This is a genomic window from Neobacillus sp. FW104-15D2 (assembly GCF_058790155.1).
The window spans coordinates 47762-69885 of the sequence record NZ_JBYTCJ010000014.1 but is presented as its reverse complement, the minus strand read 5'-3'; the positions used below and the strand labels follow the sequence as shown (position 1 = coordinate 69885).

Sequence of the window (22124 nt, the reverse complement as noted above, 5' to 3'; positions counted from 1 at the left end):
TTTAATGATAGGATCATCGATTAAAATAACTACTATTCTATAGCCCCCAGCATGCATTTAAAACCTTTTTTTAAATACGGCTTATACCAAATTCAAATTCCAAATTTTGATTAGCAGGAATAAGATACTCCTCATGGACGGGTGCGCCCCAGCTGTCATCGCCGCCTACACCCATCTGTCTGCCTGCTATATTCACAACTGTGTAATGGACATTCGGAAGCTCGTAATGATGCTTTGCATTTTCAAGTTCAAAAGCAGTAAAAGGTGAAACATTACACTCAAGCGGTAAGCCAGCTGATACTATTTTTATCCCCTGGCCGTTTTGATTCATGATACCCAGTTGGCGGACACCGGTTCTGTTCCCGGACTCCTGCGGATTTACATAACCCGAAACATTCTCGGAAACCTTGTTTTTAAATACTCCCAGTCTGGCACCCTTTGATCGATCTGCGTAATTCTCTTCGGGTCCAAAAGCATACCATTCAAGCTGATCATAATCAGCAGGCACCTTGAAGGACAAAGCAAAGGCCGGGATTGGGGGAAGGTTTTCAGTACCGTAATAAGCCGATTTGACTCGTAAGCTTCCATCCGGATAAACAGAATAAGTAACTAAGACTTCAGCCTTTTCACTGATAGAGAGCTTATAAGTAAACATGACGCTGACCTTATCTTGTAAAACGTCCACCTTTGTTCCAATACACTTTCTTGCAAGACTTGCTGCATACCATAAGCCCGAATAGTAGTCCTGCGAGAAACCTCTGTCATTGTCCGTTGTGGCTCTCCAAAACAACGGTGCAGGTGGTGCCGCAATCATTTCCCGGCCTGCATAATTAAGTGAAATCAGGCTTCCGGCCTGTTTTGAAAATAGGATAGAAAAGTCCCTGCCGTGGATACCAATATTGATATCGCCTTTAACTATACGAATGTCTTCAATAGGGTGTTTAATTTGATTCGTTTCTTCTTTTTCTCCATTGAAAATAAATTGTCCAAAAGCAATTTCATATCCAGATTCTGCCCAAACTGTGGTTCTTTTAAGTTTAAGAGAACAATTTATATAATACTCTCCAGCAGCTTCTGAAAGCCCTGCTGGCAAGTTAAATTCAACTCGGCAACTGCTTTGGGCCGCAACGTTAACTTCAACCCTGCCGTAAAATAACTCTTTCCCCTGCCGATTGAGAGAGTACTCTAAATAATAATCTGATGTATCTATAAAAAGGCTCTCGTTCGTAATGGTTACTCCTGTTTTGTCCGGAAGGAGTTTAAAGTTTTGATAAAGATATTTTACTTCCTGCATTTTAGGCGAAAGCTTACGGTCTGCATAGACAATGCCATTGGTACAAAACCCATAATCGGTTGGGCGATCATCAAAGTCACCGCCATATGCCAAAAATTCTTTACCATAACGGTCCCTTTTAATTAAGGACTGATCAATATAATCCCAAATAAATCCGCCCTGATACATCAGATATTTACCTTCAAGATCTGTGTATTTATACATCCCTCCAAGAGAATTCCCCATAGCATGCATATATTCACAGCTGATATAAGGCTTGTCGGGATCTTCGTTTAAATACTTTTCAATATCTGCTGGTTTGGCATACATCCTGCTTTCCATATCACTTGTCTCTCTATATTCAGGAACATAGAAGACACCTTCATAATGAACAAGCCGGCTTGAATCAACCGATTTAAAATAACGGGAAACATTAAGAATAACTTCGCCCGCGTAAGATTCGTTACCGCATGACCATATTAGGATTGAAGGGTGATTCTTATCCCGTTCATACATAGAAGCAGCTCTGTCCATAACAATATTCTGCCACTCCAGATGATTTCCCGGAATATTCCATGATGGCTCTACAACCCCCATCTTTTGCCAGGAACCATGAGTTTCAAGGTTCATTTCATCTACTACATAAATCCCGTATTCATCACATAATTCATACCAATAGCTTTGATTTGGATAATGGGACGTACGGACTGCATTTATATTATTTTGTTTTAATGTTTTAATATCGAACAGCATGTCTTCTTTTGTAATGGCACGTCCGGTCCTGCAGTTGAATTCATGCCGGTTTACCCCTTTAAAAATAATTCGCTTGCCATTAAGCCGCATTATTTTATCAGCCATCTCAAATCTTCTAAAGCCAATCTTCTGCGGTACAACTTCTATTAAATTTCCGGATTGATCTATGATTTGAATATATAATTTATATAAATAGGGATTTTCAGCACTCCAAAGCTCCGGCTCCTCTAGGTCTAAAGCAAAGCTGCTATCTGTATTAGTAAATCCTCCTTCAGTGTGCCCTACAAGAGTCCCTTTCTGGTCATATAAGTCGGCAGTAATTTTTGTTCCGCCTGGCGGAATGGTTAAGAATTTAAGATTCGCGCGAACCGAGCCATTCGAAAAAGATGAATCCATATCAGTAAGAATCGATAAATCCTGAATATGTATGGGCGGAACTGTATAAAGGTAAACATCACGAAAAATGCCGGAAAGTCTCCAAAAGTCCTGATCCTCAAGCCAGCTGCCCGTGCTGCGCTGATAAACCTCAACTGCCAGCTTATTCTCCCCTTCAGTTAGATAAGGAGTAAGGTCAAATTCCGATGGTGTAAAGGAGTCCTCACTATAGCCAACAAACTCTCCATTTAACCAAACATAAAAGGCTGATTCTACTCCCTGAAAAGAGATAAACAGCGGCTTATTTTGCATATGCTCCGGAACAGTAAAATATTTAACATAGCTGCCTACCGGATTATGGTCCATCGGAATTTCAGGCGGACGTATATCATTATGGCCATCCCAGGGATACATGGTATTAACATACTGAGGCTTTCCATATCCCTGAAGCTGAATATGTCCTGGAACGGTTATATCTTCCCAGCTTGAACAAGCAAAATCAAGACGGTAAAATTTCTCCGGGCGATTATCAGGATTGACGGAGTAATTAAATTTCCAATTTCCGTTTAAATCGTACCTTAGCTTCATGGGACCGGCATTCTTCGCTTCCCCCAAAGTCTCATAGTAGGAATGATCGGAGTGGGCAGGCAGGCGGTTAACAGCAAAAACCTGCAAGTCACTCAGCCAATCTATTGTTGGATGTATAGTCAATTTAATTCCTCTTTCTATTAGTATTTTGATTGATTTTGTTACCCTTTTTACTATATTCGGTACATGTGGGGTCACTATACAGGGGTATTGTTACCCCTTTCGCCACCTTCCCCCCATTTGGGGTCACGATACTGCGGGTATTGTTACCCCTTTCGCCACCTTCCCCCCCCATTTGAGGTCACTATACTGCGGGTATTGTTACCCCTTTCGCCACCTTCCCCCCATTTGGGGTCACGTTATAATGGCTAAAGCGGAAAACCCCTTCAATGAGGTGCAATTTATGCACTGATCATTAAAGGGGCCTTTTAAATATAAAACTATCAAATTATTTTTTCTTCGCGTGTTTGCGCATGTCAAAGGCAACAGCCACAACAATGATTAATCCTTTAACGATGTACTGGATATATGGACTAACCCCCAGGAAGGCAAGACCATAGTTAATTACCTGGAAAATAAGAACCCCTGTAATAACTCCAGGAACTGTTCCAATACCTCCTGATAGTGATACACCGCCTACTACGCAGGCTGCGATGGCATCTAGCTCATACATATTACCTGTATTGTTGGTCGCACTGCCAACACGCCCAGCTTCAAGCGTACCAGAGAAACCATATAGAAGACCGGCAATCATATAGATAATAATAATGTTTCTAGCAACGTTTACACCGGAAACCTTTGCTGCTTCAGGGTTACCGCCAATAGCATACATGTTTTTTCCAAGCTGTGTTTTATTCCACATTACCCAGATTAAAATTGACGCAATAATAGCATATAACAGAAGATAAGGAATTTCATATTGTCCTATTGGAATTCCGCGCTGTGCAAAAGTAGTAAAGGTTTGGCTTAATCCCCCAATTGGCTGCGCACCGTATGGAGGGCGGTCAAAATAAATGGAAGTAATTCCGTACACGCCAATCATCATACCCAAAGTGGCAATAAAGGGTGGTACATGCAGTTTTGAGACAATTACCCCGTTAACAGCACCAATCAATCCTGTCACAGCCATTGCTACAAGAATTGGTATGATTAATGGTAATTCGGCAAGATGCGGATACATTTTATAGGCATAATCAGATGCCTGTAAAAGCGATGCTGAAACAACGGCTGCAAGACCAACCATACGTCCTGCGGATAAATCCGTACCAGCAGTAATCAGGATACCGGCCATTCCGAGCGCAATTATAATCCTTGATGAGGATTGGCTTAAAATATTAATCAGGTTTGTCATCGATAGAAAGTCTGGCGAAGCAATAACGATTCCTATGACAAGCAGTACTAAAAACACATAAATTACATTATCAAATAGCCATTTGGATATATTCGATCTTTTTGTTGCCATTAATTTCCCCTCCTAATACAATGCTGCCAATCGCATAATTTCTTCTTGTGAAGTCGTTTTTGTATTGACGATTCCAGCTGCTTTTCCATTACTCATAACTAAAATGCGATCTGTTACTCCCAATAGCTCAGGCATTTCTGAAGAAATCATAATGATTCCCTTTCCTTCTGCTGCCAGGTTATTGATAAGTTGATAAATTTCAAACTTGGCACCAACATCAATACCCCTTGTCGGTTCATCAAGCAATAGGATATTAGGTCTTGTTAATAGCCAGCGGCCAATAATAACCTTTTGCTGATTTCCTCCCGACAGGCTTCCTATTGACGTTTTCTGTGATGGCGTTTTAACCTTCATAGAATCAATGACCCACTTTGTATCGTCATGCACCTTACTATCAGATAAGAAAATACCTTTTCTGTACTGCTTTAGGTTTGCAATGATAGAGTTAAAGCTGATACTCAATTCAGGATATATTCCTGTCGTTCTTCTTTCTTCTGTCACAAGGGCAAATCCATTTTTGATAGCCTTCTGTGGTGTATCATTTTTAACCGCCTTGCCATTAAGCTCAATGGTCCCGGATTTTAATGACCTTAATCCAAATAATGCCTCTACTACCTCTGTGCGTTTGGATCCAACGAGCCCTGCTATTCCTAAAATTTCGCCTTTTCTCAGTTCAAAGCTAACATTTGAAAAGGATGGCTGGGTTTCAGCTGTGAAATCCTTAACCTTTAAAATTACCTCTTCAGGTTCATTAATTTTTTCAGGAAAGCGCTGAGATAAGTCACGTCCAACCATCAGTTTAATAATTTCATTGGTTGTCAGTTCTTTTGCATCTTTGGTGGTGATATACTGGCCATCGCGCATGATGGTCACTTCATCCGAAATTTTCAGTATTTCTTCCATTTTGTGAGAGATATAGATAATAGCCACATTTTCACTTTGGAGCCTTTTAATGATTTTAAATAAATGATTTACTTCAGTCTCTGTTAACGATGAAGTTGGTTCATCCATCACAATAATTTTTGAATGGTACGAAACAGCTTTTGCAATTTCAACCATTTGCATCTCAGATACAGACAAAGTGCTTACCTTGCTGCGCGGATCAATATTAATATCAAGGCTTTGAAAAATTGCTTTCGTATCTTCATACATTTTCTTCTCATCAATAAATATCCCTTTATGGGGATATCGGCCCAGCCAAATATTATCCATTACATTCTGCTGGCGAACCTGATTCAGCTCCTGGTGAACCATGGAAACACCATTTTCAAGCGCTTGCTTTGAACTGGTAAATTGGACTTCCTGTCCGTCAAAGAAAATTTTTCCTTCATCCATAGAGTAAATGCCAAACAGGCATTTCATTAAAGTGGATTTTCCTGCACCATTTTCGCCCATTAAGGCATGGACTGAGCCGGCCTTTACTTTAAGCGAAACATTATTAAGAGCAACAACCCCAGGAAATCTCTTAGTTAAGTTTTGCATCTCAAGTAAATAAGTATTACCTGCTTCTGACATGAGCGAACCTCCTCGCTATACTATTAAAAAATATAAGAAACCCTATATAAGTGCATCCCATACTTTAGTCGCTATTCATTTCGGTACCGTTTCTGGATTTACAGCCCCGAACGAAAGAAAAGAACCTAAATTCTTTTCCTTCGTTCGAGGAGCGCCCGGATGGGGAAAGCTTTCCCTCGGGCGCCTGCTCCTTTTGTCTTCTCTTACTTGTATGCGTCTTTTCCAACTTGGATGTTCGTTTTATCAACTTGAACATACGGAACGCGGACAGCTTTTTTATCATCAAGCTTCCACTCAGTTCCATCAAGAACATCCTTGCCTTTTGCAGCATTAGCAGCAAGCTGAACAGTTGCTTTACCCTGGTTCTTGGCATCGTTCAGAATTGATCCAACCATTTTTCCTTTTTCAATCATTTCAAGAGCTTCCGGAATTGCGTCAACACCTACAACCGGCATGTACTTGTCGCCGCTGAAATAGCCAGCCTTTTCAAGTGAAGCTATTGCTCCTAAAGCCATACCGTCGTTGTTCGCAATGACGAATTCGATTTTATCGCTATACTTTGCAAGCCAAGCATCCATTTTCTCAGTTGCTTTTGTTGCATCCCACATAGCTGTATCCATTGCAAGCTCGTCTACTTGGATGCCCTTTTCCTTGATTGTATCTACAGCATACTTGGTACGTGCTTCTGCGTCTGGATGTCCAGGCTCGCCTTTAAGCAAAACATATTGCAGCTTGCCATCATGGTTCTTGTCCCACTTATCTTTATTTGCTTCCCATGCCTTCGCAATCATTTCACCCTGAAGAACACCTGATTCTGAGGAAGTTGTTCCAACATAATAAGCTTTGTCGTAGCCTTTTAATACTTTTTCATCTGGCTCTTTGTTGAAGAAAATAACAGGAATGTTTTTAGGTTTTGCTTTATCAATGATCGTTTGAGCTGCCTTAGGGTCTACTAGGTTAATAGCAAGAGATTTTGCTCCCTTGGCAATCAGCGTATCAACTTGTTCAATCTGCTTGGACTGGTCGTTTTGGGAGTCATTCAGCATAAGCTTTACATTTCCTTTTGCTGCATCCTCCATAGAACGGCGAACATAAGACATAAAGTTATCATCAAACTTGTAGATTGTGGCACCAACTGCCGGATTACCGCTGTCTTTGCCGGAACCCCCAGATCCGCCAGTTGTACTGCTGCAGCCAGTGGCTAACAGAATACTGGATGCTACTGTTAAGGACAAAACTAAACCTTTTTTCTTAAACATGTCATCATTCTCCTTCTATATGTTTATAAAGACATTTGGCAAGCTGTTTTTGACAGCACCGCCGTTCTTGCTGAAAGCCCTTACAAATATAGTAGCATGAGAGATTTTTAATAAGTCCTAAAATCTATAGCACTAAATTGTGATTTTCTAGATTATTTTGCCAAGCATGAAATATTTTTGTAACAAATATTATTTCAAAAAAGTGGAAAACACTATAAATATCGTAAAAACTGAAAAAGCCCGGTTCCATTTACCGGGCCATTTCGTTAATTTTCAGCAACCACAGCCGCTGTCTTTCTAAATTCTGAGGGTGACAGGCCAGTCTGTTTTCTAAATACACGGCTAAAATAATTAGGGTCCTTATAGCCTATTGAATAACAAATCTCTTTTAAACTTTTTTCCTGATCCAGCAAAGCCGTTTTCGCCTGCTTTATTCTTATTTCAGTCAAGTAATCGATAAAGGTCATGCCAAAACGATCTTTAAAGAGTTTACTAAAATAATAAGGGCTGAGGCCAACATATTCTGCAACAAATTCCAATGTTAGAGAATCTCCAAAATGATTTTCAATATACTCTTTTGCTTTGTGGAGCATTCCCTTTGCCTGATTATTTCTCCAAACCTGGATGTGATGGACAACTGACATTAAGTATGACTTTCCTGTGTCAATAACTGTCATTATATTATCCCCCTCCTCAATGGAAGGAGTCCGTTCATAATTTATACCTAGTTCATGGAGCATTCGGGAAATGAGGATAAACATTTCCTCAAAGGACTTTTTAATAAAAGATCTATCTGTTTCCTTACCTGTAAGCTTTTTAACAAAGGAATCAAAGTCAAACAGAACCTGGCTGGCATCCCCCTCACGCAATGCATCGAGCAATCTTTTCTCAGCCTCCAAAATGCCTGCATCACCAGCATTCTCTGTTGATCCCTGTTTATCACCAAATAAGTACTTTCGGAAAGGAACTTTTAAAAGCTCATGAAGGGCTTTTACTGATTCCTGATAGGACTTATTTAATTCATTTGCATGGTTGTAAGGAAGGCCAATTCCTATCCTAAGTTCGGATTGGAATCTTTTTTGATATAGACTATTAAGATTGTCGATTATCGCAACCGCACTTATTTTAAAATTTGCCTTTTCTGTCGCCTTCTTGCCCAAAAATAAAACTGCAGTCTGCATATCTGTCATGGGGCCAACTACAGTCTCATACTTTTTGGATATGGATTTAAGCTCTTCCTTTAGCCATAAATACCTTTCCTGCTTTTCCTCCCTTGAAGGGTCGGTTTGCTGCGGCGCCAGGGAGATAAGCATGATATATCCATAGGTAATCTCCACACCCAGCAGCTGGCTCCATTCTTCAAAGGTAATGTCCTGTACCTGGTTTACTAATAACGATGAAACCCATTCTTTTTGGGCAATAGATACAGCACGGTCCAGGTTTTTCTTTAAGTTTTGCTGCTCTTCCTTTTGTTTGCGTTCTTCTGTAATTTCATCGGAAACACGACCAAGACTTGCAAGAATATCTTTTTTGCTGCTCGGCTTTAGAATGTACTCCTTTACTCCCTGCTGCATGACCTCTTTGGCGTATTCAAATGTATTAAAGGCTGAAACCATAATGATGCGGATACCCGGTTCTACTTTTTTTATTTCCTTCACTGCCTGGACTCCGTCAATCCCCGGCATCTTAATGTCCATAAAAATAATGTCAGGCTTATGCTCCAGGGCCATTTCGATCGCTTTTCTTCCGTTTGGGGCTTCACCAATTACAGCCACATTGGGAGTGCTGCTATTTATAATTTTCGTCAATGCCTTTCGTTCCAGCACCTCGTCATCCACGATTAAAATTTTCAACACGGTCATTTCCCCCTCCTGCACCGCCCGGAATGATTAATCTAAAGGTAGTTCCCATATTTATTTGAGATTCAATTTGAACTATGTCATCTTTTTGGAAAAAGAGCTGAAGCCTTCGTATAACATTTTTAACACCAATTCCATTGGATTGCCCAGTTGCCTTTTCCGTTTCAATCGCATGTGTTCCTTCACCATGCCATAGCAATTTCTCTTTTGTCGCTTCATCCATCCCGGCCCCATTATCAATCACCTCTATATGGATATTGTCTCGATGGCGATGAATGTGAAGGCGAATTATCGCATTTTCCTCCAGTGACTCAACCCCATGGATAAAGGCATTTTCAATTAAAGGCTGAAGTATTAAGCTCGGTATTTCAATATCAAGGCAATCCTTTTCAATTTGTGTAACAAATTGGATTCGTTCTCCAAATCTTGTTTTTTGGATAAAAAAGTACTCTTTTACAATTCTCACTTCGTCCCTAAGAGTGGATGCTCCATGAAGGTCTCCGAGATTATAGCGAAGAAGAGCGGCAACCGCTTCAATTAGTCTTGATGTCTGTTCCGCCTCTTCCAGATAAGCCATTTTTGAAACTGTGTTCAGTGTATTGAACAGGAAGTGGGGATTGATCTGGCTTTGCAGGCTCCTTAGCTCCAGTTCTTTCAACAGCTTCTCCAATTCGGATTGCTGTTTAATTTCCAATACTAGTTTTCTGAGATTTGTCCGCATTTGATTAAAGGTCTCGGTTAATGGTTTTAATTCATCCTTCGAAGCTATTTGTATTTCTTCTCCTGACAGATTGCCTCCTGCAATTTCCTTGGCCGCTTTTGATAGAAGGCTGATCGGTTTCGTAATTCCTCCTGAAATCCATAAGGCCAGCAGTGTGCTTAGAAAAAAGGCTGCTGCAAATAATGAAAAGGAAAGATATTTATAATAGCGGTTTTGCTCTTCCATTTGATTATAAAATTTTCGGTAATCAGTCAGTTTATTATTTAAAAGGCCAAGAGTACTCTCATGCAAAAAGGATCCTATTTTTAATACCTCGTTAAAATGGTCTGGGTATTGATTGATATCATCCTTTTCAAAGGCTTTTACCGTTTCATCGCTTTCCTTTAAAAAACTGTCTATCATATTTTTATAGTTAACCAGAGTAATATCGTTTGATTCCATTACCTTATTTAGTCTTTTCTGGTCATTAAGAAGCTTCGCCTTTTCCTTTCGATATTGGTCTAAATATGGTATATCTTTATCTAAAATATAAGCATGGAGCTTTTCGGTAACCAGATTGGTTCTTTGTGAAATATCATTAAGCAACAGAAAGCGTTCAAAGCTGTTATCATACTCACTAACAAGCTTCTCACTGCTGTTATAAAAAAAGAGGCCCACAGACGTTAATAAAACAACAAGGACAATAAAGTAAAGAAGGAGCTTTGATCGAATCCGGAATAACATTTATTTATTCTCCTCCAGTCTGCCTAAGGGACCAAGAGGCAAATCTTCTGCTGTTAGAATACTAGTCTTTGTATGAACAATCGGAAGCACCGTTTTTCCTTTAAGCAAGTTGAGCATCATTTCCACGGCCCCATATCCCATTTTGTAGGGCTCCTGAACCACAGTTGCTTTTATCGTTCCTTTTTTTATGTAATCAAGTGTTTCCGGTAATGTATCAAACCCTATAATAGTAATTTGCTTTTGCTTATTATATTTCTCTACTACTTGCGCAATCCCAATGTCATCAAGGGCGCTTGTCCCAAAAAAAGCATTAACCTCAGGATGTTCAGCGATAATCTGGTAAGCCTTCTCAGCAGCTCTTACTCTGCTAATCTCAGATTCTTCTATATCAATAATATTAATATTTTTTTCAGATTTCACAGCATCCTTAAAGCCTTTTACCCTCTGCTGCTGATGGTTTTTATAAAAGCTTCCCGTAATAATCGCCACGTTAACGTTAACCTTACCCTTTGTATCCGCTATCATTTCCTTGCCTGCCAAAAAACCGGAGTAATAATTATCCGTTCCTATATAGGCCATTCTATTACTGTTTGGTGCATCTGTATCAACGGTAATAACCGGTATTCCTTTTTCAACTACCTTATTAATCAGCGGATTAAATTGAGCATCACTCAATCCTTGTGTGAGAATGCCATCCACCTTGGAGGCTGCGGACATTTCAATCGTTTTCAAATGATCATCCAAGTTCGCCTGTTTAGGGCCCACATACTCCAGCAGGACACCATGTTTCTTTGCAGCGGCCCTGGCACCTTTTTCAACAAGCCGCCAATATTCATTGTCCAGTTCTTCAGGTATGAGAACAAAATGATATTGGTATTTTTTATTAGCCACTTGCTCTTGTGGCAAGTGGTGAGTGACAACTTTATATCCGTAAAAAATAGATAATGAGCAACTTATTAAAAAAAGTAAAATCCCTAAGGAGTATGCAGTGATAGATAGTCTGCTCATAAATTTCCCCAATCTAATTATTCGTAAGATTAAGGCTATTATATAAGCAATTGTGGAAGCCGGCAATGAGATTTATTTTCTGATAGTGGACAATCCGAAGGAACACGTGGATGTCAAACTGCGGCCGGGCATATCTACCTGCCGGCAGGCATTCCACTGTTATTTCGGGCATTCACACGTTGATTTCGTGCATTTACTTATTGATTTCGTGCATTTACTCTCTGATTTCGTGCATTCTGTCACTGAAATCGTGCATTTAAATTTTCGCAGAGGGGTATTCAGCTGCCAATACCCCTTTGCAACTCCATTTTTACAGCCAGTTACAAAAGGAAATGACTCTTTTTTTATAAAAACCTTAATAAGAATTGCTTTTTTGATTGAAAAACATCAAAAAATAGTTGCTGCACTCCCAAATTACCCAGATGGGTATACTGAAAAAATCCCGCAAGCGCCCAGATCAGATGATGAATGAATAAAATTCCCACGTATTTTAGGCCTCCGACAGGCATCAGACGAATCACGCAGTCATCCTAGCAATTCTAATCTCCCTCACAAGATATTCAAAGAAGCATATTCCCAAGGAAAACTGAGTGCTGAACCTGGCCTCCAATAACTTTGTTTCGGTTTATCCATAAGATCAAAAAAAAGGTTATCACTAGATAACCTTTTAACCTATTAGGAATTTAGAACCTTTTTGATAACCAGATTTGTTAGATTTGGCACTATTTCAAGGGAGTAAGTCATTTCCATTCTTTCGTACTTCTTATGTGCATCCTGGCCATATGGGCCGATATTGATTACTGGAACATTAATATCCCGGATGTCCTGAAAGTCTATAAAGTGTTTGGTTCCCCAGCCTGGATTATTTTTCGAAACCGCATTAGTGCCTTCTTCATCATCACTCAGTGCGACAAAGCTCATATCAGAGATATAAGGGAAAAAGTTCCGTGTCACAATCGGATATTCATAGGATGGCTGTACAGCCTCCACCGCTTCGTCCAGTGCTTCTATTAGGATCTGTTCATTACTTGTCCTTCCCGTAAGTTCAATCCTTGGAGAATAGAGGGAAGAATAGAAAAGAATCATAGCTGGATTTTTGTCCTTCATCCATTTCCAGGCTTCCTCCACTACACGTGCAGCAAACATACGGATATCCAAATCCTTTTGCTGTAAAAGGGATTCTTTAAATTGGTCCATATGATTTTTATACACTTCTCCATTTTCACTGATCAGCAACTCTTCCATTTCCTCGTAAGTAAAAACTCTTGGTTTCCATGGGAAATCTACATAAGTTTCCCCGCTCATCACACAATATTGCCTGTATCTTTCCTCAAAGGAACTTAAAGCATTGCCGAAAGCAATATAGGCCTGTTCTTTTAGTTTTTCAAGTACATCCTTCGGCGACCAGGAGTTAATAAAAAAGTTATAGTAAACATAGGCGGAAAGAGCAGTTTGAACAGTATAGGAAGGCTTCAGGTCTGTCTGTTTCAGTGAAACAGGCGGAACTGTGGTTTCGCCGAGAGCCTCATTACAGAGCTCAGGATTATAGTTAATTTGCTTTGTCAATTCAGCCGCCAGGAAATTGGGATCCAGCCCTTCAAAACAGGAGCCCACATGCGTTTCAGCTCCTGTAATAAAAAATGAAGGAAGCAGCTTTCCAACAGTACCCTTATAGATATACCTGTTATCATCCCCTGCATAACGGGGAGATACAAAATCAGCATTTATGGCTGCGACATATTCAAAGTGGTGTTCTTCTTTCCAGTTTTTTAACACCTTTAATGCAGAAAGAATTCCATGCGAGCTGTCTTCTTCATCGCACTCGGCGACAAGAACAAGGCTGCCATCTAGCTCCTCTGGATGCTCAGAATAATATTTTAATAGGTATAAATGGCTGGCCACACCGCTCTTCATATCAAGAGAACCCCGGCCAAACAGCCAATCATCTGACTCCAAATGCTGCTTAGCAGAACCGGAAAGTTCTTCATTCTTTAATGCATCCATAAGCTCTTCAGGAAAACAGGCTAACTCTTTTAACTGATTAAAATCTTCAATGCCGACTGTATCCATATGCCCCATTAGGATGACAGCCCGGTTGCTGTTTCCTTTTGTCCCTTTCACAAAAGCCAGTACATTATATCTTTCCTGTTCATCATCGATTGTTTTTTCAATGACCACCTGTGCTGGATTTTGAGCAAAATAGGGCAACGAAGAAATTAAGGTGTAAAGAGAATGGGCAATTACCTTTTCACCATCGGTGTTAACAATACTTTCAATATTTACAAGTTGTTTAGTAAAGGCAAGAACCTCTTCACGGCATCGGAACATACTGCGGCCCCCTAGAGTAAAATATAGTTTTAACAGTTTAAATTAATAGAATTCTTTTTTCATTATAATACTTCATTGTTTTTATAAAAAGAGCCGCAGTAAAAACCTGCGGCCCTTTTAGATACTATAAATGATACATTTTACATTTTTCATAAAAATTTGTTTTACTGATTGCCAATAGTTTAGCTGCCTCTAATTTATTTCCATTTGTGAGTCCAAGTGCATTTTCAATGGCCTGTTTTTCGACTGCAGCGAGTGTTTCTTTTAAAGGCTGAACAGGAAATGAAGGCAGGTCAGGGTTATGAACCATCGTTTTCTTTGATCCCTGCCCTTTTCCTTCCTGGTCTTTTAAATATAGAGGCAGATGTTCTAATTCGATTGTTTTCCCATCTAACACATTAATACAGCGTTCCAGTACATTCTCGAGCTCCCGAATATTTCCGGGCCATGAATGCTGCATTAGCTTCTCCATTACCTCTGGGGAAAGTTCAATTCCCTTTCGATAAAACCTTCCTTCCAGCTTTTTAAGCAGGCTCATGGAAATTAATTCAATATCATCTTTACGTTTTCTAAGAGGAGGAATGTCAATTTTTATTACATTGAGCCTGTAATATAAGTCCTGACGGAACTTTCCTTCCTCCACCATCTTTTCCAGATCCCGATGTGTTGCGGCTATAATCCGGACATTAACAGGAATAGATTTTTGTCCGCCAATTCTCTGGATTTCTTTTTCCTGAAGCACTCTTAAAAGCTTGCTTTGCATGGAGAGAGGCATATCTCCAATTTCATCCAAAAAAAGTGTTCCATTATTGGCTATTTCAAATTGACCCTTTTTACCGCCTTTTTTTGCCCCCGTAAAGGCACCTTCCTCATATCCAAACAGTTCAGACTCAAGTAAATGCTCCGGTATGGAAGCACAATTGATCGCCACAAATGGCAAACTTGAACGGCTGCTATCGTTATGGATAGAATGGGCAAATAACTCTTTTCCTGTTCCGGATTCTCCGATTAATAAGACTGATGAATCACTGCCGGAAATCCGCTTGGCCAATTTTTTTGCTGACAGGAAAGAGGGGCTGTTCCCAATTAAATCATTAAAATGATGTTTGCTTTTTAAATCCGGCTGAACTTTTGTTTTATAATATTTCAGCTCTTCAACAAGATGCTGAATTTTACTCCTATACATCCGCCACTCTTCCGGGTTTCGGAACATAACTGTTCCAAGGGCTCCGACTACCTCGCTATTTTCAAAGAGAGGAAAACGGTTAGCAATCATTTCGCTCCCATTAATAGGTTGAATGGCAGCCAATTCCTTTTGGCCCGTTTTGGCAACAATATGCATACGTGAGTTCTCTATAACCTCATCGACAGGCTTGTGAAGGGCCTCTTCAACGGTTGTGCCTAAAAACTCACAATATGACTCATTTATATAAAGAATAATGCCATCCCGATCAACGATGACTATACGTTCTGCGAGAAGATTCATAATTTGCTCATGCCAATTATAGGGGATCTCATCAAAGCCTTGATATACCATCTTATCACCCTTAAACAATTGATAACCTTTATTATATCAAAGGAAGTCAAGGGTATGTGGCAGATCGGGCTGACGTTCACAGAAACAACATAAGGAGGTTTACCTAACTTTTTGGTCAACTTCAAAAATGAGAAATGGACTAAAAAAATCCTATTCAGCAGAACCGAATAGGATTTCTGTAAAGCTATTATTGAGCTGTATATCCTCCGTCCATGATAACAGCCTGGCCTGTAACGCCTCTTGCTTTATCGCTTGCTAAGAATACTGCATAATCAGCAATTTCCTCAACGGATAAAAGCCTTTTTTGAGGAACTAGCGGATAGATTACTTCTTCCAGTACACTTTCAAGTGGTACATTTCTTGTTGTAGCAAGATCCTGCAATTGGCCGCGAACCAATGGAGTGTCTACATATCCGGGGCATAAAGCATTTACGGTAATTCCATTGGCTGCACCTTCAAGAGCGGCAACCTTTGTTAAACCAATTACACCATGCTTGGCACTGTTATAAGCAGCTTTGCCAGCAAAACCGATTACTCCGTTGATAGAAGCCATATTGATAACTCTTCCGAATCCCTGCTTTTTCATAAAAGGGAACACGTTCTTAATGCCGATGAATGGTGCTGTCAGCATGATTTTTACAAGCAGCTCAAATTTTTGAGTTGGGAACTCTTCGATTGGAGATACATACTGCATGCCAGCGTTGTTGATTAAAATATCAATAGTTCCAAATGTTTTAACCGTCTGGTCAATGCTATTTTTGAAAGCTTCCTCATCCGTAACATCACAAGGAGCAGAAAAAGCTTCAAAGCCCTCTTCCTTCAAAAGCTCTGCTACCTGATTGCTCTTTTCCTTATTTAAATCGGAAATAACAACCTTAGCACCTTCCTGGGCAAATTTCCTTGCCACTTCAAGCCCAATACCACTCGCAGATCCAGTAATAAATGCTACTTTGCCTTCTAGTAATTTTTGCACTTTTTATATCCTCCTCTGTGACTGTTTTATCTGTAAGAATACTTTTCTATTAAACTATACCGAATAATGTGTAAATACCGATAACAACAAACACTGCCAATGTTTTAATAAGTGTAACCATGAATATATCACGGTAGGATTGCTTATGTGTTAATCCAGTAACAGCAAGCAGCGTAATAACCGCTCCATTGTGAGGAAGAGTATCCATACCGCCTGATGCCATCGCAACAACACGGTGCATAACTTCTGGCGGAATATTTGCGGCAGCTATTGCCTGATTATATTTATCAGCCATTGCTCCCAAAGCAATACCCATTCCACCGGATGCGGATCCTGTCATACCTGCTAATGAGCTGGTTGTAACGGCTCCATTTACAAGCGGGTTAGTGAAAGTGTGAGAAATTCCATCACTGATTTTACTAAATCCAGGAAGAGAAGAGATAATTCCTCCAAATCCATATTCAGATCCAGTATTCATTGTTGCTAGTAAAGCACCAGCAATACTTAGATTTAAACCTTCTTTAAGATTTGATGTTACACGTTTCCAATCAAAGGCCAGTGATGTTATTATTCCGACAACCAACGCCATTTCAATCGCCCAGACTGCAGCACTAGCAGTTACATCAACGGTATACGTTTTTAATCCAATAGCAGAGAAGTCAAATCCATTTGGATACCACTTAGGAATATAAGTGATGAATAATTTATTTGTTACACCCACCAGAATGAGCGGGATAAATGCCAAGATTTGTTTGCCGACAGAGACTTGAGTAGTTAAATCCGGAGCAGCGACTTCATCAACCTTATATGCTTCAGCTGCTGCAGCTGTCTCTGATTTTAAGCCGTAATATCCTTCGCCTGCTTTTTCAGCCTTTCTTCTTCTCATTTCAAGATATAAAAGACCAACTACTAATACGAAGATAGCCCCAATGATACCCAGCGTGGGTGCTGCATAAATGTCTGTTTTGAAGAAAGCGATAGGTATAACGTTTTGAATTTGGGGTGTACCTGGCAATGCATCCATGGTAAAGGTGAAAGCACCTAAAGCGATTGTACCAGGAATAAGTCTTTTAGGAATGTCAGCTTGCCTAAACATTTGAGCTGCAAATGGATAGATAGCAAAAACAGCTACGAATAAGCTTACGCCGCTGTATGTTAAAATAGCTCCCAATAAAACGATCGTCAGCATTGCACGTTTTGCTCCAAGCCAACGAACAATTGTTTTTGCAATTGATTCAGCAATTCCGGACATTTCTACAACCTTACCAAAGATTGCACCTAATAAGAAGACCGGGAAATAAGATTTAATAAAACCAACCATCTTTTCCATAAATACACCGGAAAAGAACGGCAATACATGGCTTGGATCAATTAATACAACAGCAAGGAGTGCACAAATTGGTGCGAATAAAATAACCGAAAAACCGCGGTAGGCCACAAACATTAATAGACCCAGCGACAAAAGAATAACGAATAACTCCATATAAATCCCCCTCTAGATAATTGGACAATACGCTGTACCCCTCCCAAGGTAAGCGTTTTCAAAAATATTCTTGCCTCTCTTTTGAAAAATCTCTTCTCTTTTATTTCTAGCAATTTTCGTGCCAAGATGAAAATCTGAGATGTTTATCTTTAAGCTTGGGAATAAAGCTTAAATTCATATTTACATTCCCGTTTTTGGGAATTAATATATTCCGCAAAAAAGGAATTTTCCTATTTTGCGGAATGATGGCTATTTATTACTTCTCCATCTCTACAATTGTGGCAACTCCCTGGCCGCCGCCAATACAAAGTGTAGCAAGGCCATATTGTGAGCCTCTTCGCTTCATTTCATGGAGAAGGGTTACAAGCACTCGAGCGCCGCTTGCTCCAATAGGATGGCCCAGTGCAACCGCACCGCCATTAACATTCAATTTTTCACGTGGAATCTCCAAGTCGCGGCCAACCGCAAGAGATTGTGCAGCGAAAGCTTCATTTGCTTCAACCAGGTCGATATCCTCCATGGACAAGCCTGCTTTTTCGAGTGCCTTTTTGGTAGCTGGAATAGGGCCAATACCCATGATTCGTGGATCTACACCGGCTGCTCCATTTCCGCGAATAACTGCCATTGGTTTAATTCCAAGTTCTTCCGCTTTTTCACGGCTCATAAGAACCAGCGCAGCAGCTCCATCATTAATACCGGAAGCATTACCTGCAGTTACTGTTCCATCCTTTTTGAAAGCTGGCTTTAATTTAGCAAGCTTTTCTGCTGTTACACCTGCACGAGGAAACTCATCCGTATCGAAAACGATTGGCTCACCTTTACGCTGAGGAATCACGACTGGCACAATTTCATCTGCAAATCTGCCTTCATTTATAGCACTTTCTGCTTTTTGCTGGCTCCAGGCAGAAAACTCATCTTGCTCTTCACGTGTTAAGCTGTATTGTTCGGCAATATTTTCTGCTGTTACACCCATATGATAGGAATTCACTGCACACAAAAGGCCGTCCTCAAGCATGCTGTCACTTAGTTTTCCATCTCCCATACGCAAGCCATCACGTGCTCCCTTTAAGAGATGTGGTGCGAGACTCATATTTTCCATTCCACCAGCTACCACAATCTCTGCATCTCCTGTTTGGATTGCCTGCATTCCGAGATGGACTGCCTTTAAACCGGACCCGCAAAGCTTATTAACTGCCATTGATGTTGTTTCAATTGGCAATCCTGCTTTAAGAGCTGCCTGACGGGCTGGTCCCTGGCCAAGCCCCGCTTGAAGTACATTACCCATAATAACCTCGTCGACTTGTTCACCCGTAATTCCGGCACGGTTAACAGCTTCCTTAATAACAAGTGCGCCCAGCTCTGTTGCAGGTGTGCTGCTTAAAGTTCCCATAAAGCTACCGATTGCTGTACGAACAGCACTTACAATTACTACATCACGCATAATAAATGATCCCCCTGTTGGTTTGATATGTCTTCAAGACATTTTCTATGAAAATAGTATTTTAGTTTTCTAAAATAGCCTGGTTGATCTTAAAAGAAGCTTCTGTCTTTTCTTGTACAGTTTTCAGGTCAATCCCATCCTGCAATTCTTCAAGAACCAGCCCTTCATCGGTTACTCTGAATACAGCCAGTTCAGTTACGATAAGGTCAACGACACCTTTACCAGTCAAAGGCAATCTGCATTGTTCTAAAATCTTAGATGAGCCATTTTTTGCTGTATGTTCCATTGCTACAATTACCTTCTTGGCACCGGTTACAAGGTCCATTGCACCTCCCATGCCAGGAACCATTTTTCCCGGAACCATCCAGTTGGCTAGGTTTCCTTCTGCATCTACTTCAAGACCCCCAAGAACCGTAACATCTACATGCCCGCCACGGATAAGCTCGAAGGAGAAGAGGCTGTCAAAGAAAGCTCCCCCAGGAAGGATACTTGCCGGCTGTCCACCTGCATTAACAAGGTCCGGATCCACTTCACCATCAAGTGGTCCAAGCCCAATATAACCGTTCTCAGACTGTAGAATAACATTTACACTTGGCGGCAGGAAGCTTGGTACCATTGTTGGAAGACCAATACCCAGGTTTACGACATCCCCGTCCTTCATTTCCTTTGCAACGCGGGCCGCAATAATTTGTTTTGAGTTTAATTGAGTGCTAACCATTAACAGCAACCTCCCTGAACAAAAATTTTATCGACCAAGATTCCCGGCGTCATAACTTCATCAGGGTCAATTTCCCCGATTTCAACTACTTGCTCTACCTGTACAATCACCAAGTCTGCAGCAAGGGCCATTAACGGATTGAAGTTTCTTGCGGAACGATGATAGATCAGGTTTCCTGCTTTATCCGCCTTGTATGCTTTAAGAAGTGCTACTTCTGCACGCAATGGTTTTTCCAGCAAAAACTCTCTTCCGTCCACAGTAATCTTTTCTTTACCCTCTTCTACTACCGTGCCAACTCCGGTTGGTGTCAGCACACCGCCAAGACCTGACCCGCCGGCCCGTACACGTTCAGCCAGTGTACCCTGGGGAACCAATTCTACATCCAATTCACCAGCAATCATTTGTCTTCCTGTTTCCGGATTTGTACCTATATGTGAAGCAATGACCTTTTTCACCCGTCCGTTAGAAATTAGCGGTCCAACGCCCGATTCTATGAAAGCGGTATCATTTACAATTAAAGTAATATCTTTCACTTCAGCCTCTAGTATGGCAGATACAAGACCCTGCGGAGTTCCTACTCCCATAAATCCTCCAGCCATAACACTCATTCCATCCTTGAAAATAGATGAAACTTCTTCCTTAGAAATGATTTTATCCACTTACAGCACCTCCTAAATAATCAAAGGGAAATGTAAACCCTTACACCCTTTTCTTAATGCAAGAAGTGTGCCAAGTTGATAGATTTCTTTTTAAAAAACACTCTTTTAAAAATTGACTGTTGATTTTCTCACTACACCCGCTCTAGTCAACATAGTGAAAAAAATCAACAGCAGGCTTTATCTCGACTATTCAAAAATATTTTTTTAAAGAGCTGTCTTTATTTCTTCTTTACTTATTACCCTTGATTTTACCAAGCTTAATAAAGTCTCTGCTTTGCTGATTAAGTTTTTCAGATACTGTCTCCTCTGAATATGAATAAATGCCTTCTCCAGTTTTTGTGCCAAGCTTCCCTGCCTCTGCCAGCTGGCGAATCAGTGCAGGTGCTTCCTTGCTTTCATCCAATTCGGGAGCAATATTATCAAATACCCGCTGCCATGTATCGAGGCCGCCAAAATCAGCAATTTCAATTGGCCCCGTAAATGCCCAGCGGAATCCAGGACCTGCGGTAATAGCCGTATCAATATCGCGTGCACTCGCTACGCCTTCTTTTAATAAATAAAATGCCTCACGCATTAATGCTGTCTGGAGACGATTTGCAATAAAGCCTGTCACTTCTTTTTTAAGAAGGATTGGCGATTTGCCAATGCTGCGGATAAGTTCCATTGCGGAATCAGTCACCTCAGATCTTGTTTTCGGATGCTGAACAATTTCAACCAAAGGAACCAAATGGGCAGGATTAAAGAAATGAGTAATCACCATTTGTTCCGGAAATGAGGAATTTTCCGCTAATCGGGAAATAGGAAAAGTAGATGTATTAGATGCCACGATAGTATCCGGCTTAATGATCTCCGCAAGCCTGGAAAAAAGATCCCACTTCAGCTCAATCACTTCAGGTATCGCCTCAATAATAAAATCAGCTTCATGAGCTGCTTCCTCTAAATCCGTAGTACAGGTAATATTTCTTAAAGCTGCTTCCTTACTCTCCTCACTCAAGCTATCCTCTTCCACGAGCAAAGAGAGATTTTCCTCGATTCGGGACTTGGCTTTTGTTAAGAACTCTTCTTTTATATCATTTACCGTCACATGATAACCACCCACTGCAAAAGACAGGGCAATGTTGCTCCCCATAACCCCTGAACCAATAACCGCAATATTTTTAGTCATAATTCTTCCTCCCCGATTTTTTTATGTCGTCTTTTCTCTCTAATTCTTGCAAAATCTATGCCAATTAACCAGTATTTAGTTTTTCTTTATAACAGGTAAAAATTTGGGAAAGGCCTATCATTTTAAACAGGAATTCTTTGGTCTTTTATGGAATTACTTTCAGTTTGGCTCTGTTAGACTTGCCTGTTGATTTTCACTCTGGCGCTCGCTTTCCGCTCCAATCACCATGGTGTCAAAATCACTAATGTGCTCTAACATAACCTGGGAAACCAGTTCTTAACAAT

The 22124-nt window shown here is 40.5% G+C and carries 15 protein-coding genes; all 15 read right to left on the bottom strand.

Going from position 1 to position 22124, the window contains the following annotated elements:
• Nucleotides 1–70: 70 nt before the first annotated feature.
• The 15 genes from lacZ to AC3WR0_RS12760 all read right to left on the bottom strand — a co-directional run bounded on the left by lacZ (nucleotide 71) and on the right by AC3WR0_RS12760 (nucleotide 21840).
• Nucleotides 71–3112 (bottom strand): beta-galactosidase, LacZ type, encoded by a 3042-nt coding sequence (lacZ, locus tag AC3WR0_RS12830; protein ID WP_492552682.1) that lies wholly within the window; start codon nucleotides 3110–3112, stop codon nucleotides 71–73.
• Nucleotides 3113–3437: 325 nt separating this feature from the next.
• Nucleotides 3438–4451 carry a galactose/methyl galactoside ABC transporter permease MglC gene (mglC, locus tag AC3WR0_RS12825; RefSeq protein WP_492552681.1) on the bottom strand — a complete coding sequence of 338 codons (1014 nt, stop codon included), beginning with the start codon at nucleotides 4449–4451 and terminating at the stop codon, nucleotides 3438–3440.
• Between the two features lie 12 nt (nucleotides 4452–4463).
• A complete protein-coding gene (mglA, locus tag AC3WR0_RS12820) occupies nucleotides 4464–5966 on the bottom strand; it encodes a galactose/methyl galactoside ABC transporter ATP-binding protein MglA (RefSeq protein ID WP_492552680.1) in 1503 nt (500 codons plus the stop codon).
• Between the two features lie 203 nt (nucleotides 5967–6169).
• A complete protein-coding gene (mglB, locus tag AC3WR0_RS12815; RefSeq protein ID WP_027323584.1) occupies nucleotides 6170–7225 on the bottom strand; it encodes a galactose/glucose ABC transporter substrate-binding protein MglB in 1056 nt (351 codons plus the stop codon).
• Between the two features lie 266 nt (nucleotides 7226–7491).
• Complete coding sequence (locus AC3WR0_RS12810; RefSeq protein ID WP_492552679.1) at nucleotides 7492–9087, bottom strand: response regulator; 1596 nt, start codon at nucleotides 9085–9087, stop codon at nucleotides 7492–7494.
• Nucleotides 9056–10528, bottom strand: coding sequence for a sensor histidine kinase (locus AC3WR0_RS12805; RefSeq protein ID WP_492552678.1), 1473 nt, complete (start codon nucleotides 10526–10528; stop codon nucleotides 9056–9058). The genes AC3WR0_RS12810 and AC3WR0_RS12805 overlap by 32 nt, the downstream gene beginning before the upstream one ends.
• On the bottom strand, nucleotides 10529–11536 hold the full coding sequence (locus tag AC3WR0_RS12800) for a sugar-binding protein (protein ID WP_492552677.1): 1008 nt from the start codon (nucleotides 11534–11536) through the stop codon (nucleotides 10529–10531).
• 675 nt (nucleotides 11537–12211) lie between these two features.
• Nucleotides 12212–13864 carry a M20/M25/M40 family metallo-hydrolase gene (locus tag AC3WR0_RS12795; protein WP_492552676.1) on the bottom strand — a complete coding sequence of 551 codons (1653 nt, stop codon included), beginning with the start codon at nucleotides 13862–13864 and terminating at the stop codon, nucleotides 12212–12214.
• A gap of 124 nt (nucleotides 13865–13988) precedes the next feature.
• Complete coding sequence (locus AC3WR0_RS12790; protein WP_492552675.1) at nucleotides 13989–15401, bottom strand: sigma-54 interaction domain-containing protein; 1413 nt, start codon at nucleotides 15399–15401, stop codon at nucleotides 13989–13991.
• 187 nt (nucleotides 15402–15588) lie between these two features.
• Nucleotides 15589–16374 (bottom strand): 3-hydroxybutyrate dehydrogenase, encoded by a 786-nt coding sequence (locus tag AC3WR0_RS12785; protein WP_492552674.1) that lies wholly within the window; start codon nucleotides 16372–16374, stop codon nucleotides 15589–15591.
• Nucleotides 16375–16423: 49 nt separating this feature from the next.
• Nucleotides 16424–17857: a GntP family permease gene (locus tag AC3WR0_RS12780; protein WP_492552673.1), complete on the bottom strand. Its 1434-nt coding sequence runs from the start codon at nucleotides 17855–17857 to the stop codon at nucleotides 16424–16426.
• 256 nt (nucleotides 17858–18113) lie between these two features.
• Nucleotides 18114–19298 (bottom strand): acetyl-CoA C-acetyltransferase, encoded by a 1185-nt coding sequence (locus AC3WR0_RS12775; RefSeq protein WP_492552672.1) that lies wholly within the window; start codon nucleotides 19296–19298, stop codon nucleotides 18114–18116.
• 61 nt (nucleotides 19299–19359) lie between these two features.
• Nucleotides 19360–20016 (bottom strand): 3-oxoacid CoA-transferase subunit B, encoded by a 657-nt coding sequence (locus AC3WR0_RS12770; RefSeq protein ID WP_492552671.1) that lies wholly within the window; start codon nucleotides 20014–20016, stop codon nucleotides 19360–19362.
• Complete coding sequence (gene atoD / locus AC3WR0_RS12765) at nucleotides 20016–20675, bottom strand: acetate CoA-transferase subunit alpha (RefSeq protein ID WP_492552670.1); 660 nt, start codon at nucleotides 20673–20675, stop codon at nucleotides 20016–20018. Before atoD ends, AC3WR0_RS12770 begins: the two co-directional genes overlap by 1 nt.
• Nucleotides 20676–20904: 229 nt before the next feature.
• Nucleotides 20905–21840 carry a 3-hydroxyacyl-CoA dehydrogenase family protein gene (locus AC3WR0_RS12760; protein ID WP_492552669.1) on the bottom strand — a complete coding sequence of 312 codons (936 nt, stop codon included), beginning with the start codon at nucleotides 21838–21840 and terminating at the stop codon, nucleotides 20905–20907.
• Nucleotides 21841–22124: the final 284 nt, after the last annotated feature.